Source organism: Tritonibacter aquimaris (assembly GCF_009617595.1).
GTDB classification, from domain to species: Bacteria; Pseudomonadota; Alphaproteobacteria; order Rhodobacterales; family Rhodobacteraceae; genus Epibacterium; species Epibacterium aquimaris.
Map to the genome: position 1 here is coordinate 42805 of NZ_WIXK01000010.1, position 17749 is coordinate 60553.

Genomic DNA, 17749 nt, shown 5'->3' on the forward strand with positions numbered 1-17749 from the left:
GGCTCAAGGTATGGCAGAAACGCGTGTTATGCGTTGTCGTGTTGCGGCATCTGCCCCGATGGAGCCTTGTAGGGGCGCGTCACATCTTTCAGCGAGACTTCCAACGCTTCGACATGAAGTCGCAGCACGCCATCCCCCGCAAAGGTAAGCAGCAAGAAGCCTTCGCCATCGGCCCCTGCTTCAAAGTTCACCGAAAGCAGCGAAAGAATCAGATCCTTGTCTGATCGATCCACCCCCTGCGACGCCACGCCCAGCACGTTGTCGACGGCCAGAATTGACCGCACCCGTTCAAAGGCACGGCCGCGACGTTCGGCTGCGGTCTGATCTTCCCAGCGAAACCGATTCAACAAGATCACAAAACGCCGCTCTTTGGCGCGCCAGGACATTTCCGTAATCGGAAACACCGCGTCCTGCACCAAAGATGAGATCACATTCAGATCCTCAGCATCTACGGCACCTATGTTCAGCGGCGCTTCACGGCCGTCTTCAAAACTGGCGTCGCTCATCCGTCCCCCTTGATCCGTTCGATCTTTGCGCCAACCCCGGACAATTTGCGCACCACGTGCTCATATCCGCGATCCAGATGATACACCCGGCTGACTGTGGTTTCCCCTTCGGCTGCGAGACCCGCAAGAATCAGCGAAACAGACGCGCGCAGATCCGTTGCCATCACCGGCGCGCCCTTAAGCTTTTCGGTCCCGGTCACTTTAGCCGTGCCACCGGAGACATCAATATTTGCCCCCATGCGTATCAATTCTGGCGCATGCATAAAGCGATTCTCAAAGATTTTTTCTTCCAGCACGCTCGTACCTTCGGCGGTACACAGCAGCGCCATCATCTGGGCCTGCAGGTCGGTCGGGAAGCCGGGGAACGGCTCGGTCGTAACATCCACGGCACGTACACGCCCATTGTTGCGGGCTACACGCAATCCGTTCTCGGTGTCTTCAACTGTCACGCCTGCTTCTTCGAGCTTTTCAACAAAGGCCCCAATAAGCGACCGTCGCCCACCCAGAAGCTCAACTTCACCGCCACAGATCGCGGGTGCCAGCATATAAGTGCCCAGCTCGATGCGGTCGGTGACAACAGGGTGTGTCGCGCCATTCAGGCGATCAACCCCCTCAATCAGGATCGTATCGCTACCCTCGCCTTCAATATGAGCACCCATTTTGCGCAGGCATTCAACGAGGTCGACAATCTCTGGCTCGCGGGCCGCGTTCTTAATCGTAGTCGTGCCCTTGGCAAGAACCGCTGCCAGCAGCGCATTTTCCGTAGCCCCAACAGAGACAAAAGGAAATTCAATCACCCCACCCTTAAGGCGCCCACCCGGCGCTTTGGCGTGCACATAGCCTTCTTTCAGCTCAAGTTCCGCACCCAACGCTTCAAGCGCCTTGAGGTGCAGATCAACCGGACGCGCGCCAATGGCACAGCCACCGGGCAAGGACACCACAGCGTGCCCGTCACGCGCAAGCATCGGCCCCAACACCAGAATAGACGCGCGCATTTTGCGCACGATGTCATATTCAGCCACATGGTTGTTGATATCGTGGCTCGACATCGCCAGCACTTTACCATCCTGCAGCGCCGAGACCTCCGCGCCAAGCGACTGCAACAAAACGGTCATGGTGCGAATGTCGCTCAGCCGGGGCGCATTGGTCAGTGTCAACGGCTCTTCGGTGAGCAAAGTTGCAGGCATCAACGTCAGACAGGCGTTTTTTGCGCCTGCGATTGCGATCTGGCCATTCAGCGGGCCATTACCTGTTACAAGAATCGAATCCATAATTAACTACCCTTCAGAATTGCCTGTTGAATCATCTTTTTTAGCGACCCGCGCCTTCGCCTGAGCCTTGCGTCGCGCCATATTCGCCTTTAGCGCCGCCTTCAATCGGTCTTCGCGCTGGGTCGCCGCGTCTTGTTTTTTTGGTGTTTTTGGATCTGCCATAAAACTTCTGTATCGGAATGCGAAAAAACCGTCCAGATTGCTCTTGCACCCGAAATCATTTCTGCATAAAAGCCCCTTCACCGGCGCTGCTGTAGCTCAGAGGTAGAGCACTCCCTTGGTAAGGGAGAGGTCGAGAGTTCGATTCTCTCCAGCAGCACCAGTAAAATCCCGAATAGATGTAGTGATAACATAGACTTGGGCGTCGCCTCCCCCTGGTCGATCGAGCTCGGCATGTTCTGAAGATCGCACACAGGTCAAACGCGAATTCGCGCACCCTAGCCATTCCCATAAAGTCCACCACTGACCGCTCACGATTAGGGGCAAACATTGGTTTCGGCTTTGCGTTAAATCTCAGAACTTTCGGAACAATTTCGTCAGATCAAACAGATCGTCTAGCCGTTCATATCGGGTCCGAGTTTCATCCCAGCTTTTTTCTTGTGTGGCCGCAATCATCGCTTCCAGCAACATCATGGTGGAAATATTGGAATCCCACGCCGAGGGAATCTCAACCCAGCAATTGAACTTCTGATCCGCAACCTCACCAATGGGGCTGCCCCATTGATCGGTCAGCAGGATCACATAGATACCTCGTTCGCGCGCAAGCTCAGCCAACCTTTGCAAATTGGTTTCATATCGGCGCACATCAAACATAAGCAAAGTATCGCCTTCCACCATATCCAGCACATAGTGTGGCCAAGTCGCCGATGACGATGTCATATGCGTCACTCTTTGGCGCACCGCTTGAAAATGGGTAAAGGCATAATCAGCCAAAGCACGCGTGATACGACCACCAACAACATAAAGACGCCCCTTGGTGTCGGCCAGATGCTCAACCGCCTGATCAAACGCTTCGGTATCCAGATTAGAAAGCGTCTGCCCAAGATTGTTGGTCACAGCCTCAGAAAACCGATTGAGCATATGGCCCTCTGGCACCTCAGAGATCCAATTATCGCGACGTTGTGTAGGGCCAGAAACCTTGGCCTCCAGCTCTTCGCGCAGGGCCTGATGAAACTGAGGATATCCTTTAAACCCAAGCTTTTGCACTGTGCGCGCAACGGTTGGCGTAGATACATCTGCGCTTTGCGCAACGATGGTGATCGATGCCAATCCAGCCACCGGGTAATTGTCCAACAACGCCTGCGCAAACTTGCGCTCGCTCTGTGTCAACGAAGCGTAATGTTGGCGAATCAATTCGCGCACTGTGGCTGCGGGTTTAGACACGGTCAGTTTCCTCTTGGCGCATTTCGCTCAGCTCAGTGATTATCCATTGAACAGATATTTTCAAAGCCCAACGTTCTGAAACAATAATTCTGGAAATATATTGACAGAAATTTCGACCCGTGGAAACATTTATCCAAACAAACGGGGAGAACAGGCATGCCAGCCGATTCTAACGCGAGCGGCACTGCTGTTGAGATCATCAACCCATTGGGTTCGGGAAATGTCGTTTTGCTGTGCGAACATGCCAGCAGTCACATTCCAGAGCGCTACAACGGATTGGGACTTGATGACAAAGACACCAAAAGCCACGCTGCTTGGGATCCAGGCGCGCGGGAATTGGGCCTTATTTTGGCCAATGAACTTGATGCAGCCTTTGTCTGTAGCTGCGTTTCGCGCTTGGTTTATGATTGCAATCGCCCGCCCAGCGCCAAAAGCGCAATGCCAGAGAAATCGGAACTGATCGAGATCCCCGGCAATCGCAACCTGTCTGACGCTGCCCGCACCGAGCGGGTTCAAACAGTCTACGTCCCGTTTTGCACCAAAGTTTCAGACGTCCTTTCCAAACGTGCCGACCCCCCGGTCGCGCTTGTGACCATACACAGCTTCACCCCGGTTTACTTTGGCGCGACGCGTGAGGTTGAAATTGGGCTACTCCACGACAGCGACAGCCAAATGGTGGATCTGATGCTGGCCAATGCGGCCAATCTGCCTCACCGCTGCATTCAACGAAACGCCCCCTATGGGCCAGAAGATGGCGTGACCCATTCGCTAAAGCTGCACGGCATTCAAAACGGTCTGCCAAATGTGATGATCGAAGTGCGCAATGACTTACTAAAGACGCCAAAAGATATCCGCGCCATCGCTGATGAGCTGCTGAGCATGCTGCGCCCAGCTTTGAACGCGCTGTCAGATGGGGAGGCAAAAGATGCCTAGTTGGATCCGCGCCTATGTGCGCGCCATCGATACCATGAACCGCTGGATTGGTCGCGTTGCCATGTATCTGATCTTTGCGCTGATTGGGGTATTACTATGGTCCTCCATCTCGAAGACGTTTTTCAACCCGTCTCATTGGACCTTAGAAACCGCTCAATTTGTAATGGTTGCCTATTATGTGCTGGGCGGCCCCTACTCCATTCAGATGGGATCCAACGTACGGATGGACCTGTTTTACGGGTCATGGTCTTTGCGCACCAAGGCGTTGTTTGACGCATTCACCGTGCTGTTTTTGATGTTCTATCTCGGTGTGCTGTTCATGGGCGCCGTCAGCTCAACCGCCTACTCATTGGGCTACTTCGGAATGGAGCCGTTCCAGTTCTTCTGGGAGCTATTCAAAACGCTGCTGACCGAAGGCCTCAGCGGCGCGCAGGACAAGATCGGCTATCTCGAAAGATCCTCCACCGCCTGGCGCCCCTTCCTGTGGCCAGTCAAAACCATTCTCTGTTTTGGTGTCTTTATGATGCTGTTGCAGTGCCTTGCTGAACTATTTCGCGACATCGGTCGCCTGCGTGGAGTGCACCTCTGATGTCATACGAAATGATCGCGATCCTCATGTTTTCGGGCATGATGTTGATGCTAATGACCGGTCAGCGCGTTTTTGGTGCAATTGGCTTTATCGGTGCGCTTGCGGGCTTGCTGCTTTGGGGTACGGGCGGGTCGGAAATTCCATTTTCGGCCGCAATGAAGCTGATGAAATGGTATCCGCTTCTGACCCTGCCGATGTTTATTTTCATGGGCTACATCCTGTCGGAATCAAAGATCGCGGATGATCTGTATAAGATGTTCCATGTCTGGATGGGTCCGGTGCGCGGTGGCCTTGCCATTGGCACCATCGGCCTGATGGTGCTGATTTCCGCAATGAACGGGCTCAGCGTGGCGGGCATGGCGATTGGCGCAACCATCGCACTGCCTGAGCTATTGCGCCGTGGCTACGATAAGATCATGGTGACCGGCGTTATTCAGGCCGGATCCTCATTGGGCATTCTGGTGCCACCCTCTGTTGTGTTGGTGCTCTATGCGATGATCGCCCGGCAACCGGTGGGCCAGCTTTGGCTTGCGGGTGTGGTTCCGGGGCTACTGATGGCCACGATGTTCATCATCTACATCTACGTGCGCTGCCGCATTCAGCCTGAACTTGGCCCCACCTTGCCCGAACATGAGCGCAATGTACCCACCGCAGAAAAACTACGCCTGCTGCGCGCGGGCCTGCTGCCAATTGGTATCTTTGCCGCAATGATGGTGCCTTTTGTCAATGGCTGGACCTCGCTTGTCGAAAGTTCAGCGATCGGTGCCATGACCGCCTTTCTTGCTGCAATTCTCAAAGGTCGTATGACCAAAGAGGTGTTTGAAACTTCGGTGCGCTCCACATTGGGCATTTCCTGCATGTTCATGTGGATCATTCTGGCGGCGCTTGGTTTTGGGGCAATTTTTGATGGCCTCGGTGCGGTCAAAGCGATTGAAGATCTGTTCACCGATCAATTGGGCCTCAGCCCCTGGATGATCCTGATCCTGATGCAGCTCAGCTTCATCATCATGGGCACATTCCTTGATGACACCGCGATGCTGGTGATCGTTGCCCCGCTTTATGTACCGCTGGTGGGCGCGCTTGGTTTTGATCTGATCTGGTATGGGGTGCTTTATACAATTACGACCCAGATCGCCTATATGACGCCGCCTTTTGGCTACAACCTCTTCCTGATGCGGGCAATGGCGCCACCGGAAATTGGCCTCAAGGATATCTATATCTCAATCATCCCCTTTGCAGCGGTGATGGTTGTGGCGCTCGCCCTGATTATGATCTTCCCGCAGATCGCCCTGTGGCTGCCGGAATATGTCTACGGAAAATAACCCAAAAAGAGCCCAACCAATGGGCCTAACCTTCAACAAGGAGTATGGAAATGACATCAAGACGTAAGTTTCTGCAAACCGCCGGTGTTGGGGCCATGGCCGCGCCATTGGCAACACCTGCGCTGGCGCAATCTACCATCAAATGGCGTATGCAGACCTATGCCGGGGCTGCGCTGGCCGAACATGTGGTGAAACCCGCCATCGATATGTTCAACAAGATCGCAGGCGACCGCATGCAGATCGAGCTGTTTTACGCCGACCAGCTGGTCCCCACTGGCGAACTGTTCCGCGCGATGCAGCGCGGCACCATTGATGCGGTGCAGTCAGACGATGACTCCATGGCCTCCCCGACCGAGGTGACCGTCTTTGGCGGCTACTTCCCCTTTGCCTCACGCTACAGCCTAGATGTGCCTGTGCTGTTCAACCAGTACGGCCTGAACGAAATCTGGGACGAAGAATATTCCAAAGTTGGTGTCAAACACATCTCCGCCGGCGCCTGGGATCCCTGCCACTTTGCCACCAAGGATCCGATCAACTCTCTGGCGGACCTGAAAGGCAAACGCGTCTTTACCTTCCCAACGGCTGGCCGTTTCCTCAGCCAGTTCGGTGTGGTGCCTGTTACCCTGCCGTGGGAAGACATCGAAGTTGCGGTTCAAACCGGTGAACTCGACGGGATCGCCTGGTCTGGCATTACTGAAGATTACACCGTTGGCTGGTCCAAAGTGACGGATTACTTCCTCACCAATAACATCTCTGGCGCATGGGCTGGTTCTTTCTTTGCCAATCAGGGTCGCTGGAACGAGCTGCCAGAGGATCTGCAAACCCTGTTCCGGGTCTGCTGTGATCAATCGCACTATTATCGCCAGTGGTGGTACTGGGGCGGCGAGGCCGCGTTGCGTGTGAACGGAAGCGATATGAAGCTCACCACCATTCCAGACAATGAGTGGAAGCAGGTCGAAGACGCAGCCATAAAATTCTGGGATGAAGTGGCCGCAGAAAGCCCCACAAAGGCCCGCGTTGTTGAAATCTTCAAAAGATACAACGCCGATATGCAGAAGGCCGGGCGCCCCTACCGCTACGGCTGATGAAACTGCCTGCAATCCCCCATGGGATTGCAGGGCTCAACCTGCGATCAAGCCGGGGGATTTATCCCCTGGCTTGGTCTCCGCTTGATAACAAAAGAGATCCCGCTCATGTCCGGCACCCTCAGTCTTGATGCCCTGCGCGCCGAAGTCCAAAACGGCCAGATCGACACCGTCCTGACCTGCATGATCGACATGCAGGGCCGCCTTATGGGCAAACGGTTCCACGCCGAAGCCTTTCTTGAAATGGCTGAAGACGAAACCCATTGCTGCAACTATTTGCTGGCAACCGACCTCGCGATGGCCACGCCCGATGGCTTTGCCTCCACCAGCTGGGAGAGCGGCTATGGCGATTATGTGATGAAACCGGATCTTGCCACCATCCGCCCGGTGCCCTGGCTTGAAGGCACCGCGATGGTGCTTTGTGATGTGCTTGACCATCACCACCATAAGCCCGTGCCCTTTGCCCCGCGCGAAATGCTGAAAAAACAGATCAAACGCGCTGAGGCTTTGGGGCTCACGCCGATCATGGCAACAGAGCTTGAGTTTTTCCTGTTTCAGGGCACCCATGATGAAATCGCGCGAAACGACTTCAAGCTGCAGCCGATTTCAAACTACAACGAAGACTACCACATCTTTCAAACCTCCAAGGAAGAGCCGGTGATGCGCCCGATCCGCAATCACCTGCGCGCCATGGGTATTCCTGTTGAAGGCTCCAAAGGTGAGGCAGAAGCCGGTCAGGAAGAGCTGAACGTCAAATACGCCGAAGCGCTTGCAACTGCGGATCACCACACGCTGTCCAAACACGGCATCAAAGAAATCGCCCATCAGCAGGGCTTTGCTGCAAGCTTTCTGCCCAAATGGCATCAGGATCGCGTCGGCTCTGCCGCCCATGTGCATCAGTCGCTTTGGAAAAACGGCCAAAATGCGTTTTTTGATGCTGAGCAGCCCCTGGGTAAATCCCGCCTGATGGAGCACTATATGGCAGGGCTGCTGAAATACGCTGCTGATTACACCTATTTCATGGCACCCTACATCAACAGCTATAAACGCTTTGCCAAAGGTTCCTTTGCCCCCACACAAACCGTGTGGTCCGTGGACAATCGCACCGCCGCCTTCCGCCTCTGTGGAGCTGGCACCAAAGCAGTGCGGGTGGAATGCCGCGTGCCCGGTGCTGATATGAACCCCTATCTGGCCCAGGCCGCGATGCTTGCCGCTGGTCTCAAAGGTATCGAAGAACAGCTGGAACTGCCCACACCCTATACTGGCGACGCTTATAGCGATGACGACGCGCTCCATATTCCGCGCAGCTTACGCGACGCCCGTGAGGCGCTCTTGGCATCTGACATGCTCAAAGAAGCCATGGGCGAAGATGTCATCACCCACTATGCCCGCGCGGCCGAATGGGAAATCGAAGAATTCAACCGCGTGGTCACCGACTACGAAATTGCACGAGGTTTGGAAAAAGCATGAGCACCCTCAAATGTATCTCTCCGATTGATGGATCGGTTTTTGCCGAGCGTGAAACGCTGTCGCCAGAGGCAGCACGTGATGCCGTCGCCACCGCCCGCAACGCGCAAAAATCCTGGGCCGCACGCCCGCTGCAGGAACGTATTGATCTGGTGATGGCAGGCGTTGCCGCCGTTGGCGCAATGAACGATGAGATTGTGCCAGAGCTCGCCCATATGATGGGCCGCCCGGTGCGTTATGGCGGCGAATTTGGCGGCTTTAATGAGCGCGCGTCCCATATGGCAACCATCGCATCCGAGGCACTCGCCGATATCGAAGTTGGTGAAGATGCCACCTTCAAACGCTATATCAAACGCGTGCCACATGGTGTGGTGCTGGTGGTTGCGCCCTGGAACTACCCCTATATGACCGCAATCAACACCGTCGCCCCTGCCCTGATTGCAGGCAACACCGTTGTGCTGAAACACGCAACCCAAACCCTTTTGGTTGGGGAACGTATGGCCAAGGCGTTTAAATCCGCTGGCGTGCCTACGGATGTGTTCCAAAATCTGTTCCTTGATCACGACACCACCAGTGAATTGATTGCAGGCAATGCCTTTGACTTTGTCAATTTCACCGGCTCAGTTGGCGGTGGTCAGGCCATGGAACGCGCAGCAGCAGGCACTTTCACCGGGGTTGGCACCGAATTGGGCGGCAAAGATCCGGGCTACGTTATGGAAGACGCAGATCTTGACGCTGCGGTCGACACTCTGATCGATGGTGCCATGTTCAACGCAGGCCAATGTTGCTGCGGAATTGAACGCATTTATGTGCATGAAAGCATCTATAGCGATTTCGTTGCCAAAGCGGTTGCAGTGGTCAGTTCCTACAAGCTGGGCAACCCGCTTGATGAGGAAACCACCATGGGCCCAATGGCCAATGTGCGCTTTGCCGAAGAAGTCCGCGCCCAGATCCGCGAGGCGGTTGCAGCTGGCGCCAGCGCCCATATTGACCCGTTCGCGGAAGATGACGGTGGCGCCTATCTCACGCCCCAGATCCTGACAAATGTCACCCACGACATGCGGGTGATGCGCGATGAAAGCTTTGGTCCGGTTGTTGGCATCATGAAGGTCTCCTCGGACGAAGAAGCCATTCAGCTGATGAACGACAGCGAGTTTGGCCTGACTGCCTCGCTTTGGACCAAAGATCTCGACCGCGCCATCACCGTCGGCGATCAGATCGAAACCGGCACCGTATTTATGAACCGGGCCGACTACCTTGATCCTGGTCTGTGCTGGACCGGCTGTAAAAACACCGGGCGCGGGGGCGGCTTGTCTGTCATCGGCTACCAAAACCTTACACGTCCGAAATCTTACCATCTGAAAAAGGTGACATCATGAACCTTGTTGGAAACTGGAGCTATCCCACCGCAATGAAATTTGGCGCCGGTCGGATCAAGGAACTGGCTGAGGCCTGTGCAACCGCCGGAATCAAAAAACCGCTGCTGGTCACAGACAAAGGCCTGGCCGATCTACCGATCACCGCAGCCACGCTTGATATCTTAGAGGCTGCTGGCCTCGGTCGTGGCCTGTTTTCAGATGTGGACCCGAACCCAAACGAACTGAACCTCGCAGCAGGTGTTGAGGCCTATAATGCAGGCGGCCATGATGGTGTGATTGCCTTTGGCGGCGGCTCAGGGCTTGATTTGGGTAAAATGGTGGCCTTTATGGCCGGTCAAACCCGCCCGATCTGGGATTTCGAAGATGTAGGCGATTGGTGGACCCGTGCAGACGCGGATGCAATTGCGCCAATTATCGCCGTACCGACCACTGCGGGCACCGGGTCTGAAGTGGGTCGCGCAAGCGTCATCACCAATTCCGAAACCCATGTGAAGAAAATCATCTTTCACCCCAAGGTGCTGCCAACCATTGTGATCTGCGACCCCGAACTGACCGTGGGCATGCCGAAGTTCATCACCGCAGGCACAGGGCTTGATGCTTTTGCCCATTGTGTTGAGGCCTATTCCTCGCCGTTTTATCACCCGATGTCACAGGGTATCGCGCTCGAAGGTATGCGTCTGGTCAAAGAATACCTGCCCCGCGCCTATGAAAATGGCAGCGACCTTGAAGCCCGCGCCCACATGATGTCGGCAGCGGCCATGGGTGCAACCGCATTTCAAAAAGGCCTCGGTGCCATTCACGCCATGAGCCACCCGATTGGTGCAGTGTTCAACACCCACCACGGCACCACCAACGCGGTCTGTATGCCTGCGGTGTTGGAATTCAACGCGCCGGAAATTGCCGCACGCTTTGATCAGGCAGCCGCCTATCTGGGAATCGAGGGCGGATTTGAAGGTTTCCGTACCTATGTGCAGGAACTCAACGATAGCCTTGGTATTCCACGTAAACTGTCCGAACTGGGTGTCACGACGGCAGCCATCCCGGAATTGGTAAAAGGCGCGCTGATTGATCCATCTTGTGGTGGTAACCCGATTGAGCTGACGAAAGAAAACCTAACCGGTCTCTTTAACGCAGCACTCTGATCAACCAGACCCGCATGTAATCCGAGCCCCTTCCAGCCACTGGAGGGGGCTTTATAGTGTCTGCCCCAGGTTGGTGGTTGGAGACAGGACCTCAAGGATCGGCGCAAGCGGGCTGCGCGCTTCTCGCGCTTTGAGCACGATCTGAGCCGCTCGCTCTCCGATTTCGCGCCGCCGCGCATCCGTTGTTGCCAGCGCAAGGGGCAGGCCCTGCAAAATCTCAAGATTGTTAAAACCGGCCAATGCAATATCTTGGGGCACCGAAAGCCCTGTGGCCAGACAATGCATCAACCCGCCAACCGACATCACATCACTTGAGTAATACAGACATTCGATATCTGGATGATCTCCGAGGATCTGCGCCGTCAGTTCCCGCCCGGTATGGATCGATGAATCTCCTGAGTAGGTGACCTGTTCCACCAGCGCGACATCGGCTTCTTTTAGAGCCTGAACAAAGCCCTGCATCCGCTTCGCCGCCCGAAAATCCCGCGGCAGCTTTGTTCCAATAAAACCGATACGCGTGTAATTGCGGGCTAGAATGGCCTGTCCCATTTCATAGCCGGCCAGATGGTGGGAAATCCCAACGCAATGGCTGACCGGATCACCATCGGTATCCATTACCTCAACCACCGGGCAAGAGGCCTGTTCCATCATCCGTCGTGTGGTATCGGTGTGCTCAAGCCCTGCAACGATCAAACCGGATGGTCGCCAGCTGAGCATCTCCCGTATGACCTCTTCCTCTTCTTCAAGGTCGTATCCGGTGATGCCAACCACTGGTTTCAACGGGCTTGCAGCCAAGGTTGCTGAGACACCGGACAAAACCTCAGGAAACACAAAGCTGTTCAACGAAGGAACCACAACCGCAACAAGGTTCACGGACTGTGACGAAAGTGATCCTGCTATTCGGTTTGGCACATAGCCATTGGCTGCAGCGATCTGTTCTACTTTGGCCTTCGTAGCTTTTGACACATCAGGCGCATCACGCAAAGCGCGTGATGCGGTCATCTCACTAACCCCCGCCAGACGTGCAATATCTTTTAGTACAAGCTTCTTGGCCATGCCTGTTCATACCCGATTTTCCCCATAATGCGACAACTAACGCAAAATTTCAGGACTTGATTTTCCTCTATGTTAACGCTACCGGTACCGCAATCGATACAACAACCGCTCATCCAGAGTGTGTTTTGCCCGGTAAAAGACCGGAGGAGGCTCCATGACCCTAAAAATTGCTATCAACGGTTTTGGCCGTATCGGCCGCAATGTACTGCGCGCGATTCTGGAAAATGACATTCAAGACATCGACGTTGTTGCCATCAACGATCTGTCGCCGCCGGAAACATTGGCGCACCTGCTGCAATACGACAGTATTCATGGCCGGCTGAACGCCCAGGTCAGCGTCGAAGGCGATGTTTTGACTGTAGGCAATCAGTCCATTCGCCTGACAGCGATCCGCAATCCCGAAGAGCTGCCCTGGGGTGACGTTGACATCGCCTATGAATGCACCGGGCTATTCACCGCGCGTGACAAGGCTGCGCTGCACCTCAAAAATGGCTCCAAGCGGGTTCTGATTTCCGCGCCCGGTAAAGACAGTGACCGCACCGTTGTCTACGGGGTGAACCATACGGATCTGACCGCATCCGATGTGATCGTTTCCAACGCCTCTTGCACCACCAACTGTCTGGCACCGCTTGCAAAGGTTCTGGACGACGCCTTTGGCATCAAAACTGGTTACATGACCACGATCCATGCCTACACCGGCGATCAGCCAACCCATGACACCAGCCACAAGGATCTCTACCGCGCGCGCGCAGCCGCCATGTCGATGATCCCCACCTCAACTGGTGCCGCACGCGCTATTTCAGAGGTTCTCCCTCACCTGAAAGGCCGTTTGGAAGGCTCTGCAATCCGTGTGCCAACACCGAATGTCTCTCTGGTGGATTTCACCTTCATGCCAGAACGTGCGACATCCGTGGACGCGATTGATGCAGCCGTGAAAACCGCTGCAGAGGGTGCGCTGAAAGGTGTTCTGGCCTACAGCGATGCACCGCTGGTCTCGATCGATTTCAACCACGACAGCCACTCTTCCACCTATGCGGCGGCGCAGACATCTGTCACCTCCGAAGGCCTGGTACGTGTGGTCAGCTGGTATGATAACGAATGGGGCTTCTCAAACCGCATGCTCGACACTGGTCGCGCGATGGGGCAATTCCTGTCCTAAACGACCTTGCCCAAAACCACAAAAGGCCGCGCGTTTGCGCGGCCTTTTGTATTTCTATGTCGATGCCTTAAAACGGAACACCCAGAGTTTTCAGAATGGGCAGGCGAAGCACTGCAAATTCTTCTGCCTGTGCAGCAAGCTCTCGCAGGTTTTCCTCAGGCGTTTCCAAATGACGACCGTCTTTCAGCACCCGCTGCCCCTGCGGCGCCAAAATGGTCCAGGCGAGATCGGCCCACTCCGCCGGGCTCTGACGCCCTTCGCTAAGCGCAATCAGGAACAGCTGTTCGAAACGATTGACCTGTATGCCACCACCTGTCACCGGCGATGCTAGGAAATGAATGTTCTCGCTGTCTTCGGCGCGCTTTGCCACCGCCGCATTCATCGCGCGGCAGCTCTCGACCCGCTCGTTCAGGCCCTCTAGGGGCAGGCACGGAGTGATGTGGGTCGCACTTGCCAGAATGGTCAGCATCGTGGTGATCTCAATCAAGGTCATCTCACCAAATACGCCCTGATCCAACAGCGTTTTGACGCTGGCCGGACCTTGTGACAATGCGCGCAGGATCGGGCCGCAGTCTGCCACATCAACGGGAACTTCACCCAGTCGCCAGCTGATCTTGGGCGCTTCACCATCAAAGGGCCGCGTCAACGCAAAGGTGGTGTTGAACCACGCCCCAACAGCACCGCGTTCGGTATGTTGCAGATGCCCGCGTGAGAAAATATCGGTGCGGAACTGCTCATTCACCAAGACATCGCGCAGGCCTTCACGACGTATCGGATCAACCTCAAGCGCCAAAAGCCCCTGTTGCGCCTCAGTCAAATTGACAACATCCACATGATCAATTGGGTTGGCTGAGCCGAGGAAGGACAGTTTGGCCTGCCCCATATCCGCCGCCATATCGGCGAAATGCATCGGGCGCCAATCCTGTGCCAGATATTCATGCGCCAGATAGTTTTTGGACATGGAACGCATCTTCTTCAGACGCTTTTCCAGACCGGGATTGTCAACAAAGTACTTTGCACCTGACGCCTGCAGTTTTTCGCAGAACTCCAATGCCGCTTCAATCCGCTCTTCGATGGTGCCTTGGCCAGCTTCGATTTTGTCACCAAACAAACGGCTCAGTGGAAAGGCCGATGCCCAGCCCGGCAGCGTATTGTAGCTCACATAGACAAAACCACCCGGCTTCAGGCGTTTGCTGATAAAGTTGATCAGGATGTCCTGATTTTCCTTTGACACCCACGTGTACACACCATGCAGCGAGATCACGTCAAATTGATCTGGCAAAGACGGCTCGGTCTGAAACTCTTCAAAGGACTGTTCGTAGAATTTCAAATTCTCCAGCCCGGCTTCCTGCGCCAGCTCATCTGCGTTGGCAATATGCGCTGGGTTAAAATCCATAGCGTAGAAATCGATATGGGGATTGGCCGCAGCCAAAAGATTTGCTGCCATGCCATAGCCGCAGCCCAACTCACAATAGGTTACATCCTTGCGGTCGAATGGATGTTTGGCCCCTTTTGACGTTGCGCAGAACTGCAAAAAGGATGGTGTCAGTTCTCTTTGAAAATCAAATGTGTAATCCAGTTCCGCGGTATATCCGGCTGTCCAATCGCTCATTCTAAGGTCCTGCTGCTCTCTTGTCATAGCCAACAGATGATGCCTGCCCCTTCTGGGAACCACGTTGCATCAATCCGTATCATTCACGCAGCTGTTTTAAGAAAAATGTCTGGAGCAAACCTTTACGCCCGCGGTGCGTGATCAGAATTATCCTAAAATTTTTAGATATCTCCGCACATCTGTTGCCTGGGCGACCCTGCCACCTAACTGGAAAGCCAAACCAAGCCTCCTAGTTCAAGTGAAAGAACCAATTCGAAAATTTGGCTTAAACACACAAAGCGGGGAGAAAACGATGAGGCTTGCATTCATTTTGCTGTTTGGCCTGACTGCAAATATGGCTATCGCGGATGTAGGGCTATCCAATGCGGTGCGCCTTGGCAGTGCGTCCTTTCGATGGCTTGGCGTTAATATCTACGATGCAACGCTTTATACCCAATCGGCGCGTGGTTTCAGCTGGAACAACCCTCTTGCACTGGAATTGATCTATAAAACCGGTGTCAGCGGCAAGAAACTTGCAGGCTCAGCTGTAATCGAAATCAGCCGCCTCGAGGGCAAGCCCGCAGATCACCAGGAGTTCATGGCGAAACTGCGCAGCTGTTTTCGAGATGTCAAAACGGGCGATCGCTATGTCGCGGTCTCTCCGGCGAAAAACCGGGTCAACTTGTCCCTGAACGGGCGGCGCACCTGCTCAGTCAACCATCCGGGCGCGCGCGAGCGTTTCTTGGGCATCTGGCTGTCGCCCAAAAGCAGGGCTCCAAAGCTGTCGCGCCGCCTGCGCGGAGAATAGCGCACGCTGTACCTGATGGGCGGAATATGCAACAGTCCGGCACCAATTGAACACATCTTCACAAACAGGTGGTGCCTTGCGCTCCGTACGACTTCGACTGCTGTTGCTGGCCCTGCTTCCCATCAGCGTTTTGATCCCGCTACTGCTGACCTTGGCGATGGCGCGTTGGAATGCGGATTACGATGATGTTTTGATTTCAAAAGTCGAAAGCGATCTGAAAATCGCGCGGCAGTATCTTGAACAACTTAAAGCTGGCACAGGTGGCGCACTACAAAGCCTTGCTGAATCTGAATTGCTCCGCGAGGTGCTGGACGCGCCTGCCCGCGAACGGAGACGTTTTCTAACCCAACGCCAACGCAACCTGGATCTCGATTTCCTTGTTTACATACCGCTGGCGCAGCTGGCTCCAGAGCATCTTAGATGGCCCGTGGTTGAGGCTGCCTCACGGGGGAAAACCCGCTCATACATCGATGTATTCACGTCAGAGAATTTGGCGCAATACTCTAAAACACTGGCAGATCGTGCCCGGATGCCCTTACTTAAAACTGAGGCCGCGGTCCCAACCAAACGGACCGTTGAAGACCGCGGTATGATCATCCACGCCGCCGCACCTGTGCAGCTCAAAGGGCATCGTGGCATCCTGGTTGGTGGGATACTCTTAAACCGCAACCTCACCTTCATCGACACCATAAACAGCCTCGTCTACCAGGACAGCGCGCAAGAGCGCGGCCGCAAGGGCACAGCCACGCTGTTTCTGGATGACACACGCATATCCACCAATGTGCGCCTGTTTGAAGACGTGCGCGCGCTTGGCACACGTGTTTCAGCCGTTGTCAGCAACGCGGTGCTGGTGAAAGGTGAAACCTGGCTTGATCGTGCCTTTGTGGTGAATGATTGGTACATCTCAGGCTACCTCCCCTTGAGTGACAGTTTTGGCCAACGCATCGGCATGCTCTATGTTGGCTTTGTTGAAGCGCCCTTCTCGGCTGCAAAACGCGCCGCCTACTGGAGCATCCTTTTTGCATTCATCGCGGTGATGGCCATTTCTGCGCCACTGTTTTTGTCGCTGGCAAAAGGCGTCTTTGCACCGCTTGAACGCATGACCAAGACAATGCACCGAGTAAAACAAGGCAACCTCGCCGCACGCATTGGCCTGGTGTCCACTGGCGATGAAATCGGTCAGGTTGCACAGGATCTTGATATGCTGCTCGATCAGGTTCAGGAGCGGGATCAGAAACTGCGCGACTGGGCAGAAGAGCTGAACACACGGGTCGAGGAACGCACCGCCGAGCTGAAGGCGACCAATGCAAAGCTCGAAGACACGTATCATCAACTGGTCACTGCCGAAAAGCTCGCCTCCATCGGGGAAATCACCGCAGGCGTTGCCCATGAAATCAACAATCCGGTCGCGGTTATTCAGGGCAATGTGGATGTGATCCGCATGACGCTCGACACTGAGGCGGCCCCCATTAAAACCGAGCTTGATCTTATCGACAATCAGGTCATGCGTATCAGCGCCATTGTTGGAAAACTGCTGAAATTCTCCCGCCCGTCTGATTACGGCAACTTCGCCGAAAGCCTCAATATCGCCCCCCTGATTGAAGACTGCTTGCTGCTGGTCGCCCATATGATTTCACAACAGAACATCTCTGTTGAAACCTCACTCGATGCGGTGCCCGACGTGCGTATTGATCCGGGTGAATTGCAACAAGTCGTCATCAACCTGATCATCAATGCATCTCAGGCGATGGAAGGGACCGGCACGCTGACGCTGGGCCTGCGTGCAAAAGAACGAAGCGATGTGGCAGGTGTTGAACTGACGGTTGCGGATACGGGCCCGGGCATCGCAGCAGACAAGCTCAACAAACTGTTTGATCCGTTTTTTACCACCAAGATCGGCAAAGGCACCGGGCTTGGCCTTTCTATCAGCCAGACCCTGATCCAAAGCGCAGGTGGTTTTATAACGGCTGAAAACCGCAGCAGTGGTGGGGCAGCCTTCAGAATTTGGCTGCCCGCTGCACCAGCGACAAAACTCGCGGCTCAGTAACTCGCTGCTCA

General features: G+C 54.8%; 16 protein-coding genes and 1 tRNA gene. 11 read left to right on the top strand and 6 right to left on the bottom strand.

All coding sequences use genetic code 11. The features are described from left to right. Positions 1-26 precede the first annotated feature (26 nt). The 3 genes from GG681_RS15520 to GG681_RS17720 are packed head-to-tail and all read right to left on the bottom strand — an operon-like array spanning position 27 to position 1939. Positions 27-506 (bottom strand): DUF2948 family protein, encoded by a 480-nt coding sequence (locus GG681_RS15520; RefSeq protein WP_153548947.1) that lies wholly within the window; start codon positions 504-506, stop codon positions 27-29. Further along, a complete protein-coding gene (murA, locus tag GG681_RS15525) occupies positions 503-1777 on the bottom strand; it encodes a UDP-N-acetylglucosamine 1-carboxyvinyltransferase (RefSeq protein ID WP_153548948.1) in 1275 nt (424 codons plus the stop codon). Before murA ends, GG681_RS15520 begins: the two co-directional genes overlap by 4 nt. Before the next feature lie 6 nt (positions 1778-1783). Further along, entirely contained in the window at positions 1784-1939 is a 156-nt protein-coding gene (locus GG681_RS17720; protein WP_194287202.1) for a hypothetical protein, read from the bottom strand. A gap of 85 nt (positions 1940-2024) precedes the next feature. Here GG681_RS17720 and GG681_RS15530 point away from each other — a divergent pair. After that, a tRNA-Thr gene (locus GG681_RS15530) sits at positions 2025-2099 on the top strand. A gap of 191 nt (positions 2100-2290) precedes the next feature. On the opposite strand, the gene GG681_RS15535 is transcribed toward GG681_RS15530, so the two are convergent. Further along, the gene (locus GG681_RS15535) at positions 2291-3160 is read right to left on the bottom strand and encodes a MurR/RpiR family transcriptional regulator (RefSeq protein WP_328593416.1); all 870 of its coding nucleotides are present in this window, start codon (positions 3158-3160) and stop codon (positions 2291-2293) included. Between the two features lie 156 nt (positions 3161-3316). Here GG681_RS15535 and GG681_RS15540 point away from each other — a divergent pair, with 156 nt between their 5' ends. From GG681_RS15540 to GG681_RS15570, 7 genes are all read left to right on the top strand, one after another. After that, entirely contained in the window at positions 3317-4093 is a 777-nt protein-coding gene (locus tag GG681_RS15540) for an N-formylglutamate amidohydrolase (protein WP_153548950.1), read from the top strand. Further along, on the top strand, positions 4086-4682 hold the full coding sequence (locus GG681_RS15545; protein WP_153548951.1) for a TRAP transporter small permease subunit: 597 nt from the start codon (positions 4086-4088) through the stop codon (positions 4680-4682). Before GG681_RS15540 ends, GG681_RS15545 begins: the two co-directional genes overlap by 8 nt. After that, positions 4682-6004 (top strand): TRAP transporter large permease, encoded by a 1323-nt coding sequence (locus tag GG681_RS15550; RefSeq protein WP_153548952.1) that lies wholly within the window; start codon positions 4682-4684, stop codon positions 6002-6004. Before GG681_RS15545 ends, GG681_RS15550 begins: the two co-directional genes overlap by 1 nt. Before the next feature lie 50 nt (positions 6005-6054). Then, positions 6055-7089: a TRAP transporter substrate-binding protein gene (locus GG681_RS15555; protein WP_153548953.1), complete on the top strand. Its 1035-nt coding sequence runs from the start codon at positions 6055-6057 to the stop codon at positions 7087-7089. Positions 7090-7197: 108 nt separating this feature from the next. Next, complete coding sequence (locus tag GG681_RS15560) at positions 7198-8559, top strand: glutamine synthetase family protein (RefSeq protein ID WP_153548954.1); 1362 nt, start codon at positions 7198-7200, stop codon at positions 8557-8559. Beyond that, positions 8556-9935, top strand: coding sequence for an aldehyde dehydrogenase family protein (locus GG681_RS15565; protein WP_153548955.1), 1380 nt, complete (start codon positions 8556-8558; stop codon positions 9933-9935). The genes GG681_RS15560 and GG681_RS15565 overlap by 4 nt, the downstream gene beginning before the upstream one ends. After that, positions 9932-11077, top strand: a complete 1146-nt coding sequence (locus GG681_RS15570) for an iron-containing alcohol dehydrogenase (RefSeq protein WP_153548956.1) — start codon at positions 9932-9934, stop codon at positions 11075-11077. Before GG681_RS15565 ends, GG681_RS15570 begins: the two co-directional genes overlap by 4 nt. A 51-nt stretch (positions 11078-11128) precedes the next feature. On the opposite strand, the gene GG681_RS15575 is transcribed toward GG681_RS15570, so the two are convergent. Further along, the gene (locus GG681_RS15575; protein ID WP_153548957.1) at positions 11129-12133 is read right to left on the bottom strand and encodes a LacI family DNA-binding transcriptional regulator; all 1005 of its coding nucleotides are present in this window, start codon (positions 12131-12133) and stop codon (positions 11129-11131) included. A 154-nt stretch (positions 12134-12287) separates the two neighbouring features. Here GG681_RS15575 and gap point away from each other — a divergent pair, with 154 nt between their 5' ends. Continuing rightward, entirely contained in the window at positions 12288-13292 is a 1005-nt protein-coding gene (gene gap, locus GG681_RS15580) for a type I glyceraldehyde-3-phosphate dehydrogenase (protein ID WP_153548958.1), read from the top strand. Between the two features lie 67 nt (positions 13293-13359). Here the strand turns inward: gap and GG681_RS15585 are convergent, their stop codons facing one another. After that, complete coding sequence (locus GG681_RS15585; protein ID WP_153548959.1) at positions 13360-14904, bottom strand: class I SAM-dependent methyltransferase; 1545 nt, start codon at positions 14902-14904, stop codon at positions 13360-13362. A 292-nt stretch (positions 14905-15196) separates the two neighbouring features. Between GG681_RS15585 and GG681_RS15590 the strand changes: the two genes are divergently transcribed. After that, a complete protein-coding gene (locus GG681_RS15590; protein ID WP_153548960.1) occupies positions 15197-15691 on the top strand; it encodes a hypothetical protein in 495 nt (164 codons plus the stop codon). A gap of 76 nt (positions 15692-15767) precedes the next feature. After that, on the top strand, positions 15768-17738 hold the full coding sequence (locus GG681_RS15595; protein ID WP_153548961.1) for a sensor histidine kinase: 1971 nt from the start codon (positions 15768-15770) through the stop codon (positions 17736-17738). Positions 17739-17749 lie beyond the last annotated feature (11 nt).

Coding starts and splice junctions, on each gene's coding strand:
- gap (WP_153548958.1), top strand. CDS start 12,288: ATGACCCTAAAAATTGCTATCAACGGTTTTGGCCGTATCGGCCGCAAT.
- GG681_RS15540 (WP_153548950.1), top strand. CDS start 3,317: ATGCCAGCCGATTCTAACGCGAGCGGCACTGCTGTTGAGATCATCAAC.
- murA (WP_153548948.1), bottom strand. CDS start 1,777: ATGGATTCGATTCTTGTAACAGGTAATGGCCCGCTGAATGGCCAGATC.
- GG681_RS15565 (WP_153548955.1), top strand. CDS start 8,556: ATGAGCACCCTCAAATGTATCTCTCCGATTGATGGATCGGTTTTTGCC.
- GG681_RS15550 (WP_153548952.1), top strand. CDS start 4,682: ATGTCATACGAAATGATCGCGATCCTCATGTTTTCGGGCATGATGTTG.
- GG681_RS15590 (WP_153548960.1), top strand. CDS start 15,197: ATGAGGCTTGCATTCATTTTGCTGTTTGGCCTGACTGCAAATATGGCT.
- GG681_RS15545 (WP_153548951.1), top strand. CDS start 4,086: ATGCCTAGTTGGATCCGCGCCTATGTGCGCGCCATCGATACCATGAAC.
- GG681_RS15520 (WP_153548947.1), bottom strand. CDS start 506: ATGAGCGACGCCAGTTTTGAAGACGGCCGTGAAGCGCCGCTGAACATA.
- GG681_RS17720 (WP_194287202.1), bottom strand. CDS start 1,939: ATGGCAGATCCAAAAACACCAAAAAAACAAGACGCGGCGACCCAGCGC.
- GG681_RS15585 (WP_153548959.1), bottom strand. CDS start 14,904: ATGAGCGATTGGACAGCCGGATATACCGCGGAACTGGATTACACATTT.
- GG681_RS15555 (WP_153548953.1), top strand. CDS start 6,055: ATGACATCAAGACGTAAGTTTCTGCAAACCGCCGGTGTTGGGGCCATG.
- GG681_RS15570 (WP_153548956.1), top strand. CDS start 9,932: ATGAACCTTGTTGGAAACTGGAGCTATCCCACCGCAATGAAATTTGGC.
- GG681_RS15560 (WP_153548954.1), top strand. CDS start 7,198: ATGTCCGGCACCCTCAGTCTTGATGCCCTGCGCGCCGAAGTCCAAAAC.
- GG681_RS15575 (WP_153548957.1), bottom strand. CDS start 12,133: ATGGCCAAGAAGCTTGTACTAAAAGATATTGCACGTCTGGCGGGGGTT.